This window comes from Rothia sp. (in: high G+C Gram-positive bacteria), from assembly GCF_015265375.1.
Classification (GTDB): Bacteria; Actinomycetota; Actinomycetes; order Actinomycetales; family Micrococcaceae; genus Rothia.
Map to the genome: position 1 here is coordinate 16,738 of NZ_JABZXW010000021.1, position 15,162 is coordinate 31,899.

Annotated in this window: 14 protein-coding genes; 7 read left to right on the top strand and 7 right to left on the bottom strand. The window is 59.1% G+C overall.

Annotation, left to right across the window (positions count from 1 at the left end; translation table 11 throughout):
* Positions 1–42: 42 nt before the first annotated feature.
* On the bottom strand, positions 43–981 hold the full coding sequence (gene rsmI / locus HXO69_RS04285) for a 16S rRNA (cytidine(1402)-2'-O)-methyltransferase (RefSeq protein ID WP_296545511.1): 939 nt from the start codon (positions 979–981) through the stop codon (positions 43–45).
* 192 nt (positions 982–1,173) lie between these two features.
* Here rsmI and HXO69_RS04290 point away from each other — a divergent pair, with 192 nt between their 5' ends.
* Positions 1,174–2,820, top strand: a complete 1,647-nt coding sequence (locus HXO69_RS04290) for a dolichyl-phosphate-mannose--protein mannosyltransferase (RefSeq protein WP_296545512.1) — start codon at positions 1,174–1,176, stop codon at positions 2,818–2,820.
* Positions 2,821–2,940: 120 nt separating this feature from the next.
* On the opposite strand, the gene HXO69_RS04295 is transcribed toward HXO69_RS04290, so the two are convergent.
* From HXO69_RS04295 to HXO69_RS04305, 3 genes are all read right to left on the bottom strand, one after another.
* On the bottom strand, positions 2,941–4,275 hold the full coding sequence (locus tag HXO69_RS04295; protein ID WP_296545514.1) for a TIGR01906 family membrane protein: 1,335 nt from the start codon (positions 4,273–4,275) through the stop codon (positions 2,941–2,943).
* Between the two features lie 147 nt (positions 4,276–4,422).
* Positions 4,423–4,650 carry a DUF3499 family protein gene (locus HXO69_RS04300; protein WP_296545516.1) on the bottom strand — a complete coding sequence of 76 codons (228 nt, stop codon included), beginning with the start codon at positions 4,648–4,650 and terminating at the stop codon, positions 4,423–4,425.
* 20 nt (positions 4,651–4,670) lie between these two features.
* Complete coding sequence (locus tag HXO69_RS04305; RefSeq protein ID WP_005506882.1) at positions 4,671–5,087, bottom strand: WhiB family transcriptional regulator; 417 nt, start codon at positions 5,085–5,087, stop codon at positions 4,671–4,673.
* Between the two features lie 649 nt (positions 5,088–5,736).
* Here HXO69_RS04305 and HXO69_RS04310 point away from each other — a divergent pair.
* Positions 5,737–6,537: a TIGR03089 family protein gene (locus HXO69_RS04310; RefSeq protein WP_296545518.1), complete on the top strand. Its 801-nt coding sequence runs from the start codon at positions 5,737–5,739 to the stop codon at positions 6,535–6,537.
* A 124-nt stretch (positions 6,538–6,661) separates the two neighbouring features.
* On the opposite strand, the gene HXO69_RS04315 is transcribed toward HXO69_RS04310, so the two are convergent.
* Positions 6,662–7,279 (bottom strand): GtrA family protein, encoded by a 618-nt coding sequence (locus HXO69_RS04315; protein WP_070847285.1) that lies wholly within the window; start codon positions 7,277–7,279, stop codon positions 6,662–6,664.
* A gap of 428 nt (positions 7,280–7,707) precedes the next feature.
* On the opposite strand from HXO69_RS04315, the gene HXO69_RS04320 reads away from it, so the two are divergent.
* From HXO69_RS04320 to HXO69_RS04330, 3 genes are all read left to right on the top strand, one after another.
* Positions 7,708–8,838, top strand: coding sequence for a 5-(carboxyamino)imidazole ribonucleotide synthase (locus HXO69_RS04320; protein WP_399534109.1), 1,131 nt, complete (start codon positions 7,708–7,710; stop codon positions 8,836–8,838).
* A gap of 99 nt (positions 8,839–8,937) precedes the next feature.
* A complete protein-coding gene (gene purE, locus HXO69_RS04325) occupies positions 8,938–9,576 on the top strand; it encodes a 5-(carboxyamino)imidazole ribonucleotide mutase (protein WP_296545522.1) in 639 nt (212 codons plus the stop codon).
* Between the two features lie 19 nt (positions 9,577–9,595).
* Positions 9,596–10,597 carry a peptidoglycan bridge formation glycyltransferase FemA/FemB family protein gene (locus HXO69_RS04330; RefSeq protein ID WP_296545524.1) on the top strand — a complete coding sequence of 334 codons (1,002 nt, stop codon included), beginning with the start codon at positions 9,596–9,598 and terminating at the stop codon, positions 10,595–10,597.
* Between the two features lie 150 nt (positions 10,598–10,747).
* On the opposite strand, the gene glpX is transcribed toward HXO69_RS04330, so the two are convergent.
* On the bottom strand, positions 10,748–11,755 hold the full coding sequence (gene glpX, locus HXO69_RS04335) for a class II fructose-bisphosphatase (RefSeq protein ID WP_049355000.1): 1,008 nt from the start codon (positions 11,753–11,755) through the stop codon (positions 10,748–10,750).
* Between the two features lie 412 nt (positions 11,756–12,167).
* Here glpX and HXO69_RS04340 point away from each other — a divergent pair, with 412 nt between their 5' ends.
* On the top strand, positions 12,168–12,887 hold the full coding sequence (locus HXO69_RS04340) for a carbonic anhydrase (RefSeq protein WP_296545526.1): 720 nt from the start codon (positions 12,168–12,170) through the stop codon (positions 12,885–12,887).
* 224 nt (positions 12,888–13,111) lie between these two features.
* The gene (locus HXO69_RS04345; protein ID WP_049338717.1) at positions 13,112–14,518 is read left to right on the top strand and encodes a class II fumarate hydratase; all 1,407 of its coding nucleotides are present in this window, start codon (positions 13,112–13,114) and stop codon (positions 14,516–14,518) included.
* Between the two features lie 133 nt (positions 14,519–14,651).
* On the opposite strand, the gene HXO69_RS04350 is transcribed toward HXO69_RS04345, so the two are convergent.
* Positions 14,652–15,162, bottom strand: a 511-nt coding sequence (locus HXO69_RS04350) for an MFS transporter (RefSeq protein WP_296545528.1), incomplete at its 5' end; no start/stop codon positions are given.

Here is a 15,162-nt window from a genome sequence, read left to right on the forward strand (position 1 = left end):
TCGGGATAAGAATTGGGGGTAATACTGTGGGGTAAGTCTGGGCTATTCGGAGCGGGCAGCCAGTGCCGCCTCGTACAGGTCTCGCTTGGAAGTGCCGGTTTCGGCGGCGACCGCGGCGCAGGCGCTCTTGAGGCGCTCGCCGCCAGCCACGCGGTCGAGGACTAGCTGCACGACGTCCTGCGCTTCGGGGGTTTCGGGTGCCTGTGCACCCTCGACGATAATGACAATCTCGCCGCGGATACGTTCGGATTCAGCCCATTCGGCAAGCTCAGCCAGGGTACCGCGTCGGACTTCCTCGTGGAGCTTGGTTAGCTCACGGCTGACCGTTCCGCGACGCTCCGCGCCAAAGGTCTGCACGAAGTCTGCGAGGGTTGCGGCGGTACGGTGCGGGGATTCGTAGAAAATCATGGTGCGCTCCTCCCCCGCCAGTGACGCGAGGCGACGGGTACGCTCGGAGCCCTTGCGAGCGAGGAAGCCCTCGAAGGTAAATCGTCCGGTGGGCAGGCCCGAGAGCGCGAGCGCGGTCAACGCGGCGGAGGGGCCGGGCACCACGGTGACGGGCAGGTCGGCTTCCGCGACGGCTGCGGCGGCAACGTAGCCGGGGTCGGAGATGGTGGGCATGCCCGCGTCCGAGAGCAGGAGTACGCGCTGGCCATCCTGTACCGCCTGAACGATGGTTTCGCTACGTTCTTCTTCGTTGTGGTCGTGGTTGACGATGACGCGGCCGCGGGTGCGCACGCCGAGCCCGGAGGCGAGGGTGCGTAGCTTGCGGGTGTCTTCAACGGCAATGAGGTCTGCGGTGGCGAGTTCAGTACGCAGACGGTCGGAGGCGTCGGCGAGGTTACCGATGGGGGTGCCGCCAAGGATGAGCACACCGCCTTCTTCGGAGGTAACAGCGACGTCAGCGATGTCAGTCTCGGGTGCCTCGACCGTTTCTGCGAGGGCGACGATCTCTTCGGTGTATTCTGCGGGTGCGGTCATGGCAGGCCTCGTGTCTGTGTTTGGTCTTCGTGTACCCACTAAGTGTAACGCCCGTGCTCTGACCGGCGTGGGACTGGGCAAGGTGCGGGGCGGGCGCCGGGTAAGACGCCGCTTCAGGCTGCGGGGTGTCATATAAGCCATTCACAGGCTCAAATGGTGCATCGTGCGTTCTGACCCTTTAGGATTGATGGGGTGAAGATACCTAAGCTACTTTCTCCCGCATCTGCTACTCCGGTTGGTCCGGCTGGTTCGGCCCGTTCTTCGTCTGAACGCGGTCGTTACAGCCTGGATTCTCTACTGGATGCGCTCGCTGTTGCCTATATTCGTGCCCCGCGTTGGGGTTGGTTGGCGCCTGCATTGATTGTGCTGGTTGCCGGAATTCTGCGTTTTTATAATTTGGCGCATCCGAATGCCATTGTTTTTGATGAGACGTACTACGCCAAGGACGCCTACTCGTATGTGCATTATGGCTATGAGTTGAGCTGGTCGAAGGACGCTAATGCGTCCTTTGCTGCCGGTCACCCGTCGGGTCTGTTGACGGATTCGCCAGAGTATGTGGTGCATCCACCGTTGGGTAAGTGGATGATTGCCGCGGGCATGGCGATTTTTGGTGATAATAATCCCTTTGGTTGGCGTGTTTCTGCTGCGGTGATTGGCACTCTGTCGGTGGCGTTGATTGCCTATGTTGGCTGGTTGCTGTTCCGTTCGATGACGGTGGCGACTATTGCGGCGTTGCTGGCTGCTGTGGATGGTCTGATGCTGGTGGAGTCTCGTCTGGCTCTGCTGGATATTTTCCAGATGTTCTGGATTCTCGCGACTTTTGTGTGTCTGGTGCTTGACCGTATTCAGGCGCGGCGCGTGTTGGCGCGCAATATTGCGGAGGCGGCACGCCAGAATAGCGGTGTGCTTCCGCCGATGCCGTGGGGCCCGAGCATGGGCCTGCGCCTGTGGCGTTTCGCTGCCGGTGTGTGTGCCGGTGCCGCGGTGGGTGTGAAGTGGAATTCGCTGTTCTTTATTGCGGCGATGGGTCTGCTGACGGTGTTCTGGGATATTAATGCTCGCCGTATTGTGGGCCTGGACAAGTGGGGTTTGACGGCGCTGGTGCGTGACGGCATCCCCGCGTTCTTCCAGATGATTGGTGTGGGTCTGCTGGTGTATCTGAGCACTTGGGCGGGCTGGTTCCAGTCGTCGAATGCGTATTTCCGCCGCTGGGCTGTTGAGAACCCGGGCAAGGGTATCATGTGGCTTCCTGAGGATTTGCGTTCCTTGTGGGAGTACCATGTCTCGGCGTTTAAGTTCCATTCTGGTTTGAGTAGCCCGCATACGTATTCTTCGCAGGCGTGGCAGTGGCTGGTTTTGGGTCGCCCGACCTCGTACTACTATGAGTCGCCGAAGTTGGGTTCTTCGGGTTGTACCGTGAAGTCCTGTTCCGAGGCTATTTTAAATATTGGTAACCCGGCGATTTGGTGGGCGTTTATTCCGGCGATTATTGTGGCGCTTCTGGTCCTGCTGTTGAAGCGTGATTGGCGTTTTGGTGCGCTGCTAGTTGTGTTCGGTGCGGGCTATTTCCCGTGGTTTATGTACCCGACTCGCACGATGTTCTACTTCTACGCTCTGTCCTTTGAGCCGTTCCTGATCCTGCTGTTGGCGGGTGTTTTGGGTCTGGCGCTGTCGGGTGCTCGCGGTTCGGTGTTGCGTGCCCGTTTGGGCGTGACGCTGGTGGCGATTTACCTGGTGGGTGTGCTCATGTTGAGTGCGTACTTTATGCCGCTGTGGACTGCTCAGGTGATTCCGTATGAGCAGTGGTATTCGCACATGTGGTTTAAGTCCTGGATTTAGGGCTCGAGCGATACGAGCTTGGGTATAGCGAAGGGGGCTGGGTTCTACCGTGTGGTAGAGCCCAGCCCCCTTTGTTGTGCCCTTTCCGCGCTGGTTTGCACGGTGAAGCGGCTGATGATTTTAGTTCTCGCCGACTCGTGCGGAGGCGAGCTTGACGCGCAGTTCCTGGCGTTCCTGGCGGCGGCGTTCTGCCTTGAGCTTGCGGTACTTGGTGGGCCAGGTGGTCACGAGCAGGAGGATAATCTGCGCTGCTACGAGGACCGCTACAGCGATTGCCGCGTCAATCCAGAATTGTGGCGGGTAGAGGCGGATCAGGGAGCTTCGTACGGAGAATTCCCAGTTGCCCTGCGGGAAGAACACCTGGTGGAAGGTAGTGAACAGCCATTCCCAACCGAAGACGCCCACGACACCGAGCACCGCAATGAGTCCCAGGGTAATCCATGCGCCGACAAAGAGGCTACGGCGGATGGTGCCGGGGGCGCGCTCGCGCAGGGAGATGCTGCTAAAGAGCGTCAGCAGGAAGAGTGCGGCAACGGCTACGGTGGCGATGAGCAGTACCCATTTCACGTCGTGCATGTGGTTCACTTCTGCTTCGGTGAAGGCGAGGGTGTTGTCGGCACCGGTGGTGACGCGGGCGAGGTATTCGCGCGGCGCGAAGTTGTTGATGTAGTCCACGCCATAAGAGCCCAGGCGCATCCTCTCGACGAGGTAGTAGCCGTAGCTGTCTTCGGGGAATCCGGGGCGGTGGTATTCGAGCCAGAGGAAGGGCGCGGAGGCTACAGCGCGGATTGCGATCATGAGTACGGTCAGCGGTACGGTGAGCGCGATGAGGGTTGCGCGGAGCTTGAGGAAGCGCGGGGTGTCTTCCACGGCGTCTTCGCGGGCTGCGGCGCGTTCTGCAGCTTCGGGCGAGGCAGCCAGGGAAGATAGCGGTGCGTTGGGGTCCGCGACTGCGTGGGTGTGACCGGTGCGAGTGGTTTCGGTGCGGTACTTGCGTCCGGCGGTGAAGGCGCTTGCCGCCTCCGCGGTAGCGACGGTTTCTGCTTCAGCCGCATTTTCAGCTTCTGCTGCTGCAGCTGCTTCTGCTTCGGCTGCCCTCTGCATGGTTTCGCGGTTGAGGTCGCTGAGGGTCGGATTTTTGGGGGTGCTCTGCGAGTCGCGCACGAGGGGCACGAAGCCGGTGGAGACGTTGGTGCGGGTGCGTACGCGGGTGCCGACACCCTGTTCGCGGAGTTTGCTGCGTGCGGGGACGACGGGTACGGAGCCGGTAGGCAGGTCGGGTTCTTCGGCGACGGTGGGTACGTCTGCTACGATGCGTCCGAAGGCTCCGGTGTGCGGTGCCGGTTCGCTGGTCACGGTCTCTGCTCGGCGAGCTTTGAGGAGTTCTTCGGCGCTATTTCGACGGATGGCCGGGCGCAGTGCGCCCCACATTCCTCGGTGTGTTTCTTTGCTCATGGATCTCGCGTTCTTTTCGAGTGAATGGTGTTTGAGTGAGTTGCGGGTGTCTGTACTATCTGCCAGTTTCTCATACGCAAAGAACCTTCCGCATGAATTCGCGGAAGGTTCTTTGCATTCGGGTGTTTAAATTCTTGGGTTCGAATTCTAGGATTCGGTGGTGTCCGAGCCCTGGACGGGTACCTTGTAGACCACTCGCCAACCCTGCGGTGCCGTCAGCCGTGCGGCGTGGTCGTCGCAGAGGTCGTAGGCGTGGGGTTCGCGGAATTCTGAGAGTGCGTCAATGAGTGCCGTGGAATCTGCGTAGGAGTAGTGGAGAGTAACAGTCGCCTCTCGCTGGCAGGTTTGGCGGGAGCACAGTCGTGCGGTCTGCATGTAGATGGTACCTTCCTGGCTTAGCTCGCCTGCTTGCGCAGTCGGCGGCGTTCACGTTCTGACAGCCCGCCCCAGATTCCGAAGCGCTCGTCATTGTCCATTGCATATTGTAGACATTCTTCGCGCACGGGGCATACACCGCATACCCTTTTGGCGTCTCGGGTGGAGCCGCCCTTCTCGGGGAAGAAGGCTTCAGGATCGGTTTGGGCGCAGAGCGCTTCAGCTTGCCAGGCGAGTTCTCCGTCTTCGCCTTCGGTTCCGTAGAGTCCTGCCGCTGCGGTCCATACGTCGGTGCAGGCAGGCATGTTTCGTTCTGCGTCTGCGAGAAAGGCGTCGGTGGCTTTTTCGAGAGATTGAGTGGGATTCATGCTACGGTGCTGAGCGCCTGATGCGCGCGCGGCCGCGATGGAGCGGTCCGATGCAATGTAGGAGCCCATGGGTTTTCCTTCCGTGTTCTCATTGTGAGCTTAATGAGTCTGCGGATCCGTCGTGGACGGAATCTTAGTGTGTATGGTGTGGCATGGTTCGCTTTGGCCTCTACGGTCCCTCCAAGGCAAACACGCTTATATATCTATTAGACGTGCGACACGCCGTTTCGTCAAACTAGACTTAAACAATATTTAGATGTATGTGTTAGGGGCGTCATATTTAATGTAAATTTGACCTTTATACATTTTCGCACGCACCACTTGCCCTCGCTCACATCTAAGGGGCACCCTAAGTTTCCCCTTCTCCAGGACTAGTTTCCACCGCCTGCAAATTCCGCATCCTGACTGCAAATATAAGGGCTTACGGCACCCCCCACCCATCCCATCTCGAGTACAGGGAAAGATTCTAATAATTAGATAAGAAAAACTTATCTTTTTCACCATGCGGTTTCTGAATATTTTTCGAGGCATTGCGAAGCATTTACATTTCCAATTCATATTTATGTCATATCCCCAAATGATGCATTAGGACTGTCAAATATTTCGAGCCATTAGGTTTTTAAGGTGCCCTTAGAAGTTTTTACTTTACCCCTGTATCGTTTACCGCCACGCACATTCTCCCCAACCGTCCTTCAGCCCGTACGGTAGAGTGAAACCCATGGTTACTCTCTCCCCCACCGGCGCCTCCGTGCCCACAACTCTGAACCGCTTCTTTGAGAAGCTCAGCAGCCAGCAGACTCCCGCCCTCATCTGGTATTCGGTAAATGGCGAGCGCATCGAGCTCTCCGGCAGGGTCCTCATGAATTGGGTTGATAAGAGCGCAAACCTGCTGGTTGAAGAATGCGAACTGGAGCCTGGTGAGGACTTTGACCTTCAGGCTCCCCTGCACTGGCGCACTATTGTTCTGGGCTTGGCGGCGCTGCGTGTGGGCGCTCTGCTGAACCAGGATGAGCCGTTGGTTGCCGCAGTCTGCACCGAGCAGGAGGCTGGCTACACGAACGACCCCGCGTACCTTCTGGCGGTTGATCGTGCCCCGCTGGCGCTTTCTTACACCGGTGACCTGCAGGCGCTGTCCTCCTATGCCGATGAGGTGCTCGATTATTGCGCGCTGGTGCGTAGCTTTGGCGACCAGTACTCCGGTATGCTTCCGGATGACTCGGCAGAGGTGCTTGAGGGCTTCACATACGCAGAGGCGTACGAGCAGGCGTTTGCACAGGCCCAGATTTATCGCACGGCGGGTTATGCGCTGCCTTCGGGTCAGCGTGCGCTCGCGCTGGAGTTGAGCCCCGATTACGCTTTTGATGCGTCGGAGGCGACCATGAGCGCCCTGTTGGAGGTTCTGGCGATTTTGCTCTCCGGTCATGCGGTGTTTGTGGCTGACCCGAGCGTGGACTGGCAGGATGAGCAGCTGGCGTCTCTGATGGATTCCGAGCGTGCAGTGGAGATTCCCCGCAGCTAGTTTCCCGCGCCTAGTGAGTCTTCCAAAGTTTCTAGATTTTTAAAAAACTTATCCCCCGATACAGCGTGTATCGGGGGATAAGTTTTTGGAACAAGTCTTAGCTGATGGTCGGCCTTAGGCGGGTCTAGGAGTTCTGCGAACCGGGCTTCGACTGCGCCTCGGATGCAGCCGCTTCAGAGGTTGCCTTACGTGCTGCGGGCTCTTCGCCGTCGAGAATGGCGGCAGCTTCGTCAAACATGCGGCCGAGCTCCTCGTGGTCGGTACCTTCGCCCTCTTCGACTTTCTGGCGGTGCGAACCGTACACCCAGAAGCGGTAGAGGAAGTAGCGAAGGATGGTGCCCAGGATGGTACCGATGATCGTACCGGAGATGAAGGACGCCTCGGGGGTGCGCAGGTTCAGCACGTAGGTACTGAATGCCACACAGCCGGCCTCAACGAGGATGCCGAGCAGATTGACCAAGCCGAATTCGATAGCTTCGCGCTTCCAGTTCTCGGAGCGGGATTCGCGGAAGGTCCACAGGCGGTTCATGAGCCAGGAGAAGATGGTTGCGACAACACTTGCAACGACCTTCGCCTTGGTGTGGGACTCCGACATGATGGTCATCATCAGCACCCACACCGTCACAGAGTTTACGATGAAGGCGGCGCCGCCCACGGTACCGAATTTGAGCACCTCAATACCGTAGCTGTCCCAGAGGGATTTCAAGCGTTCGGTGAGGGTCGGTTTCGTCTGTGCGCTCATACGGGGCCTATCTAGCGGAGTTTTATCGGGAAAAAGGGGCGATATGCGACGGTGGACGCTAGTTACGCGGCGACGGTCGAATGTTTCAGCCTCTTTTACAAGCTCTTATATGTTAATACAGTCCTGCCGTCTTCTCTGTACCTCTGAGAGTTTTTCCATGGACCTCCCAGCTATCGGGATACCTCCGTTCACCTTACCGCTGATGATGTCGAAGAGGCACGCTTGAGGGCTTTACCGCGTATCCGCCGCGCTACATCGACCGCGCAAGAATCTATGCGCTGGATTGTTTTACCTCCCTGGCACTCATTCTGTGACCTTAATGTGGTCTTGCTCCCATAAGCACTCTGAAACCGGTACACTTAGGTGCTGTGACTTACCCTGTGACTGGACCCGTAATTGGCGTCATCGGCGGAGGCCAGCTGGCCCGCATGATGGCACCCGCAGCAACTAACCTTGGCCTCGACCTGCAGATTCTTGCGGAGGCGCCCACCGTCGGCGCCGTGGCAGCGGTACGTACCGCGCCCGTCGGGGACTACAAAGACCTGGACACCCTCCGCGAGTTTGCTCGCGGCAAGGATGTCATCACTTTCGACCACGAGCACGTGCCCACCGATTTTCTGCGCGCTCTCATGGCAGAGGGCGTGAACGTTCAGCCCCGCCCCGAAGCCCTGCAGTACGCCCAGGACAAGCTCCTGATGCGCCAGGCCGTTGAGCGCCTGGGTCTGCCGAACCCGCGTTGGGCTCAGGTTTCTACCCTGGACGAGCTGCTCGCCTTCGGTGATGAGATCGGCTGGCCCGTGGTGTTGAAGACCCCGCGCGGCGGCTACGACGGCAAGGGCGTTCTCGTTCTGGATTCCCCCGCCGATGCTCGCGAGCGCAGCGCCGAGTGGTTCGAGCAGCTGCCTTCCCGCACTGATTTCTCCGCCCTGCTCGCTGAGGAGAAGGTGCCCTTCACCCGTGAGCTCTCCGCGCTGGTTGCTCGCCGTGAAAGCGGCGAGGTGCGCCCCTGGCCGGTCGTTGAGACCATCCAGGTGAACTCCATCTGTGACGAGGTCATTGCCCCCGCGCAGAATCTGGACCCCGAGATTGCTGAGGCTGCCGCTTCCGCCGCCGTGACTATTGCTTCCGAGCTGGGTGTCACCGGTGTGATGGCTGCTGAGCTTTTTGAGGTGCCCGGCTCCCCCGCAGGCTTCTACATCAACGAGCTGGCGATGCGCCCGCACAATACCGGCCACTGGACCCAGGACGGTTCGGTGACCAGCCAGTTCGAGCAGCACCTGCGTGCGGTGCTTGATCTGCCGCTGGGCGATACCTCCGTGCTGGAGGGCGTTGCAGTGATGAAGAACTACCTGGGCGGCGAGAACGAAGACATTTTCGGCGTCTACCCGCTGGCGCTCTCGGCTGAGCCGCGCGCCAAGATTCACTTCTACGGCAAGGAAACCCGTCCAGGCCGCAAGATTGGTCACGTGAACATTACCGGCACGGTGGCTGAGCTTGAAGATCTGCGCCATAGCGCCGCGAATGCCGCCTCCATTTTGCGTGACGGCCGCCCCCTGTAGCCCCTGTTTTAGCCGGTGCGCGGGGTGAGTGCATCCTGCATATCCGGTACCCCCTAGTGATGGTGGTTCGCCACCGCATCCTGAAAGGATATGAGGATTATGTCTCAGTCTCCCTATGATTCCTCCCAGCCCATCGTCGGTATTGTGATGGGTTCGGATTCGGACTGGTCGGTCATGGAGGCCGCAGCCGAGGTTCTGGACGAGTTCGGCATCCCCTACGAGGCTGACGTCGTCTCGGCTCACCGCATGCCCGAGGACATGATTGAGTACGGCAAGAAGGCTCACAGCCGCGGTATCCGCGTGATTATTGCCGGTGCCGGCGGTGCCGCTCACCTGCCGGGCATGCTCGCCTCCGTCACCGCTCTGCCGGTGATTGGTGTTCCGGTGCGCCTGAAGAACCTCGAAGGCATGGACTCGCTGCTGTCGATTGTCCAGATGCCCGCCGGTGTTCCGGTGGCTACCGTGTCCATTAACGGTGCTCGCAATGCGGGTCTGCTGGCCCTGCGCATCCTGGGTTCGGGTACTGATTCTTTCGCCCGCCAGGTGCATGACGACCTGCGTCAGTTCTCTCAGGATCTGCGTCAGAGCGCTATGGACAAGGGAGCCACTCTGCGCACCCGAGTTGCCGAGGCGAAGGCAAAGGCAGCGGCCGAGCGCGAGGCGGAGGAGAGCTCCTCCGCACCCCGCCCCGTTTCTGCTCCCGAGGCTTCGTCGGAGCCCCAGGCTTACGTTCCCTAAGCTCGGATACACTAGAAGGATGAGCAATATTCTTCAGTCCGATATTTGGGCACGTTTTCAGGAATCTAATGGTCACACCGTAATTCGTAAGAGCGGTAACGGCTGGTCGTACCTTGCAACCGTTGAGGGCGGCACTACCGGCCGCTACCTGTACAGCCCGTACGGACCGGTCGCCTCCAGCGCTGTGGCTTTTGATGAGGCTCTCGCGTCGTTGAAGGAAGAGGCCGCAAAGCTTCGTTGCCTGTTTGTGCGCATTGAGCCTACTGAATCCGCTATTTGGGGCGATCAGGATGCGGCTGCTTTCTTGGCTCGTCGCGGTGCGGTTCTGGCTCCTCGCCAGGTGCAGCCTTCGCACACTCAGATTATTGATCTTTCGGGCACTGAGGACGAAATCCTCAAGGGAATGAGCTCCAGTTACCGTAATCGTCATCGTAATCTCCACAAAAAGGGCGTGACCATTGAGGTGTCGACCAATCCCTCGGATATGACGATTCTCTTCGGCTTCCTCGAGGAAACCGCGGACCGTAACGGTTTTAACCGTCAGCAGGATGAGTACCTGATGCAGGTTGCTCGCGTGCTGATGCCCGCCGGTGCGGCGTCCCTGTACATTGCGAAGCTGACCGATGAGAACGGTGAGAGCACCCCGATTGCGGCGGCGTTTGTGTACGATTCGGATGACACCCGCACCTACGCGCACGCTGCGGCTTCCTTCGAGCACCGCAACCTTAGTGCAGGTGTTGTGGTGGTGACGAACTTTATCCTGGACGCTAAGCGTAAGGGTCTGAAGTACGTTGACCTCTTCGGTATTGCGCCGGAGGATCAGCCGGACCACGAGTGGGCTGGTTTCACGAAGTTCAAGAAGTCCTTCGGCGGCGAGTCGGTGGAGTACCCGGGTACCTGGGATGTTCCGGTGACCTCGCTGGGCTACCGCGCCTACACCCTGGCGTACAAGGCTCGTCCTGCGGTTTGCGATGCAGTGGCAAAGGCGAAGGCAAAGGTTCAGTCCTTCCGCTCTCGCTAACGACTTCAGGCGCCCCAATCTGGGTAGGTTCTGAGAGCTAAAAGCTAAATATACGAGCCAATATATGGGCTTAAATATACAAGGGAGCCGCCCCCAACCGAGTGATTCGGTTGGGGGCGGCTCCGTATGTTTGGGGGCTACATCAAAGGCTTAGGCTTCGCCGGGGCTCTTGGTGTGCGAGAGGATCTCGCGCAGGCGGGAGAGGCGGTGCTCAGCCTCAACGGTACGCACGGTACCCGAGGAGGAACGCATAACCAGCGATTGGGTGGTCACAACGTTCTTGCTATAGCGCACGCCGCGCAGCAGCTTGCCGTCGGTGATACCGGTTGCGGCGAAGAAGCAGTTGTCGCTGGTGACCAGGTCGTTGGTGGTCAGCACGCGGTCGAGGTCGTGGCCGGCTTCCAGTGCCTTTTCGCGCTCTGCCTCGTCGGTCGGTGCCAGGCGGCCCTGGATAACGCCACCGGTTGCTTTGATAGCGCACGCTGCGACAACGCCTTCGGGGGTGCCGCCGGTGCCGAGCATGAGGTCCACGCCGGTGTTTTCGCGGCAGGCTGCGATAGCGCCGGCGACGTCACCGTCGAGGATGATGCGGGTACGGGCGCCTGCCTCGCGAATCTCCTGGATCAGCTTGGCGTGGCGGGGGCGGTCCAGCACGCATACGGTCAGCTCGCTAACTTTCTTGCCCTTAGCCTTAGCGACCAGGTGCAGGTTCTGCTTGACGGGCAGGCGCAGGTCCACGAACTCTGCGGCTTCGGGGCCGGTGACCAGCTTCTCCATGTAGAACACTGCGGAGGGGTCGAACATGGTGCCGCCGTCTGCCACAGCAATCACGGAGAGGGCGTTGTCCATGCCGAGTGCGGTCAGGCGGGTACCGTCGATGGGGTCAACTGCCACGTCGAGGGAGGGGCCGGAGCCGTCGCCGACGTTCTCGCCGTTGTACAGCATGGGAGCCTTGTCCTTCTCGCCTTCACCGATGACGACGGTGCCGTTGAAGTTGACGGTGGAGAGGCGGTAGCGCATTGCGTCTACGGCTGCACCATCTGCGAGGTTCTTTTCGCCTGCGCCAACCCAGGGGCCTGCAGCAATTGCTGCTGCTTCAGTCGCGCGGACCAGTTCCATTGCGAGGTTGCGATCGCCGTGATTGTTGTTCGTAGTCATAGACTCACCTTCGAGATTTCTGAATACACTGTCGGCTGGCTGGTTCTTTCCAGCACGAAGTCGCCGACGCAGTAGTGCTCCTTTCAGGATAGCGCGCTCAGGCTTCGTTTTTCTTGTTCTGAACGAGTTTGCGTGCGTGTTGACTTTAAGGTGAGCAGATGCGGCAAATCGGTGAGGGCTTCATCTCTCTTCGGCACTTCATACGCTCTGAGGCGCTGATTTTGGGTGCTGTGAAGGCGTGCCAAACTAGCTATTTTTCGCATATTTAAGGCATATTTGAGGTAGGTTCTTTGCCGGATTCCGGTGAGGAGCTGCACTTCAGCGCGAGCGCTTGAAGCCCCACATACCCGATTCGCAGATTCGTTTGCTCTGGCGCAGGCGTTTTCTGTACTTGTCCGCTAAGGAGCATCACATGGCTGGTATTCAACCGACCCCCGCAGAGGCGTGGAAGCGTCTGAAGGACGGTAACCGCCGTTTCGTTGAGGGTAGCAATGAGCACCCCAACCAGGACACGATTCGCCGTACCGACCTTGCATCAGGTCAGTTCCCGTTCGCCTCGATTTTTGGTTGCGGTGACTCGCGTCTGGCGGCGGAGATTATTTTTGACCTGGGTCTGGGTGATGCGTTCGTGGTGCGTACCGCCGGCCACGTGCTGGAGAACGCTGCGCTCGGCTCGTTGGAGTACGCGGTTGAGGAGTTTGAGACCCCCATCGTGATGGTTCTCGGTCACGACTCCTGCGGTGCTGTGACCGCAGCCAGCAAGTCCCTGGAATCCGGTGAGATGCCGCACGGCTTCATCCGTAACCTGGTGCAGCACATCCTGCCTTCGGTGATGTCCCCGAAGCTGCCGGAGAACCCGGTCGTCAACGATATGGTGCGTGAGCACACCCGCCAGACTGCTATCCGCATTATTGAGCAGTCCCACATCATTTCGGATGCGGTGGTTGAGGGTAAGGTCGCCGTGATTGGTGTCTTCTACCACCTGAAGGAGGGTAAGGCGGAGCTGGTGTTCAGTTCGCAGGACCTGACCCTGCCGGAGGAGAAGAACAACGCGCAGAACCCGCCGACCCAGGCGCTTCCGGTGGTCGTGAAGACTCCCCCGCGCGTTGTGGTTGCCGAGAACCTGGACTAGATTTCCTCTTCTCCGCTCGTTACGAGCCTTAGTGCGAGAACCCACACGCTCGCACTTAACAACAGATTTTTCTATGGGATACCCCCGCCACGGTAGCGTGTTCGCACATCTGCCGGGGCGGGGTTTTTCTGCGCCTTCTCACGCCGCAAAATTTATGAGCGTTTTTCCTCTTTTGACACCTTTTCGAGGCGACGTAAGCCACTTTGAACGCCTATCCTAGAGGTATGGCTGAAAACATTGAATACCGCATTGAACATGACACCATGGGCGAAGTTCGCGTTCCGGCTGATGCACTCTACCGTGCACAGACCCAGCGCGCAGTCGAGAACTTCCCGATTTCGGGTCAGACCCTCGAATCCGCCCATATTCGTGCGCTTGCCCTCGTGAAGAAGGCAGCCGCGACCGCCAATGAGGAACTCAAGGTGCTCGACGCTGAGCGCGCCCAGGCTATCCGCGACGCAGCGGATCTGGTAGCAACCGGTAAGTACGACGCCCACTTCCCCATTGACGTCTTCCAGACCGGTTCCGGTACCTCCTCGAACATGAACGCGAACGAGGTCCTGGCAACCCTGGCAACCCGTTCCCTGGAGTCTAAGGGCATTGAGGTTCACCCCAATGACCACGTGAACGCATCCCAGTCCTCCAACGACGTCTTCCCCACCTCCGTGCACGTTGCTGTGACCGAGGCTCTGGTGAAGGACCTGATTCCCGCTCTCGAGGTTCTGGCTGAGTCCCTGGAGCGCAAGTCCGCAGAGTTCAAGGACGTTGTGAAGTCCGGTCGTACCCACCTGATGGATGCAACCCCCATCACCCTGGGTCAGGAGTTCTCCGGCTACGCCGCTACCGTGCGTTACGGCATTGAGCGTGTGAACGCTTCCCTGCCCCGCGTGGCTGAGGTTCCCCTGGGCGGTACCGCTGTGGGTACCGGCATTAACACCCCGGACGGCTTCTCCGCTCGCGTGATTGAGCTGCTCGCTGAGGAGACCGGCCTGCCCCTGACCGAGGCTCGTAACCACTTCGAGGCTCAGGCTAACCGTGACGGCCTGATTGAGGTTTCCGGTCAGCTGCGCACCCTGGCGTACGGTCTGATGAAGATCAGCAACGACATCCGCTGGATGGGTTCGGGTCCGAACACCGGCCTGGGCGAGCTACACATCCCCGATCTGCAGCCCGGCTCCTCGATTATGCCCGGTAAGGTCAACCCCGTGATTTGTGAGGCTACCATCATGGTTGCCGCTCAGGTTATCGGTAACGACGCAACCATTGCTCTGTCTTCCACTAACGGCGCGTTTGAGCTGAACGTGGGTATCCCGGTGATGGCTGCTAACCTGCTGCAGTCGATCCGCCTGCTCGCTAACGTTTCCCGTGTTTCGGCGGAGAAGATGATTGACGGTCTGACCGCTAACGTTGACCGTTGCCGCTTCCTGGCTGAGGCTTCGCCGTCGACCGTGACCCCGCTGAACAAGCTGATTGGTTACGAGGCTGCTGCGAAGATCGCTAAGTACTCGGTGGCTCACAAGGTGACTGTCCGTGAGGCAGTTGTGGCTCTGGGCTATGTGGAGCGCGGCGAAGTGACTGAGGAGCAGCTGGATGCGGCTCTGGACGTCACCAAGATGCTGGGCAACTTCTAATCTCACCCCGCCTGAACCTCCTCTGAGGTTCGCGGCTTAACCATAGAGGGAGGGGCGACTCGCCAGGACGGCGGGTCGCCCCTCCTTCTGTGTATGTTCTCCGCCCCGTCATTAAGTGGGTAGCGGGTTCTCGCTATTGTTCAACGATATTAAACACTTTGAACTGTTTATAGTGGACCAGCGTGTAGATGAGGCAGAGTACAGCCGGGATACTAACGACAAGCGCAGCGTTGAAGGAGCCGAGATGGTCAAGCATCAGTGCTACCGCGCCCATGGAGTACAGCGTTCCTAATCCAAACACGGCACCGTCAAGGGAGCTGGCACGCCCCAGTAGCTCATTCGGTGTAATGCAGTCACGCAGATTGTTGGAGAAGATGAAAGCTGATGCCCATCCTACGTCCAGGATGAAGAGCAGGGCGCCGAGCACTACGGGGTTATTGCTGACGGTGACGAGCGGTATTCCAAGCAGGGATACGACGTTGGCGACCAGTAGCATTCCTCGTGTGTTCTCGAAAGAGAGGAAACGATCGATGATGAGCGCCGCGACGATACCACCGATACCGCTGCAGGCCATAATCATGCCTACCACTGAGGCTTCAAAAGTGAGTTCCTCATACAGACGGTAAATAATGATAAGTGAATAC

Bases quoted from the DNA above. Each gene is read 5' to 3' on its own strand.
- rsmI (WP_296545511.1), bottom strand. From the start codon at position 981: ATGACCGCACCCGCAGAATACACCGAAGAGATCGTCGCCCTCGCAGAA.
- HXO69_RS04295 (WP_296545514.1), bottom strand. From the start codon at position 4,275: ATGAGCAAAGAAACACACCGAGGAATGTGGGGCGCACTGCGCCCGGCC.
- HXO69_RS04300 (WP_296545516.1), bottom strand. From the start codon at position 4,650: ATGCAGACCGCACGACTGTGCTCCCGCCAAACCTGCCAGCGAGAGGCG.
- HXO69_RS04305 (WP_005506882.1), bottom strand. From the start codon at position 5,087: ATGGGCTCCTACATTGCATCGGACCGCTCCATCGCGGCCGCGCGCGCA.
- HXO69_RS04310 (WP_296545518.1), top strand. From the start codon at position 5,737: ATGGTTACTCTCTCCCCCACCGGCGCCTCCGTGCCCACAACTCTGAAC.
- HXO69_RS04315 (WP_070847285.1), bottom strand. From the start codon at position 7,279: ATGAGCGCACAGACGAAACCGACCCTCACCGAACGCTTGAAATCCCTC.
- HXO69_RS04320 (WP_399534109.1), top strand. From the start codon at position 7,708: ATGATGGCACCCGCAGCAACTAACCTTGGCCTCGACCTGCAGATTCTT.
- purE (WP_296545522.1), top strand. From the start codon at position 8,938: ATGTCTCAGTCTCCCTATGATTCCTCCCAGCCCATCGTCGGTATTGTG.
- HXO69_RS04330 (WP_296545524.1), top strand. From the start codon at position 9,596: ATGAGCAATATTCTTCAGTCCGATATTTGGGCACGTTTTCAGGAATCT.
- glpX (WP_049355000.1), bottom strand. From the start codon at position 11,755: ATGACTACGAACAACAATCACGGCGATCGCAACCTCGCAATGGAACTG.
- HXO69_RS04340 (WP_296545526.1), top strand. From the start codon at position 12,168: ATGGCTGGTATTCAACCGACCCCCGCAGAGGCGTGGAAGCGTCTGAAG.
- HXO69_RS04345 (WP_049338717.1), top strand. From the start codon at position 13,112: ATGGCTGAAAACATTGAATACCGCATTGAACATGACACCATGGGCGAA.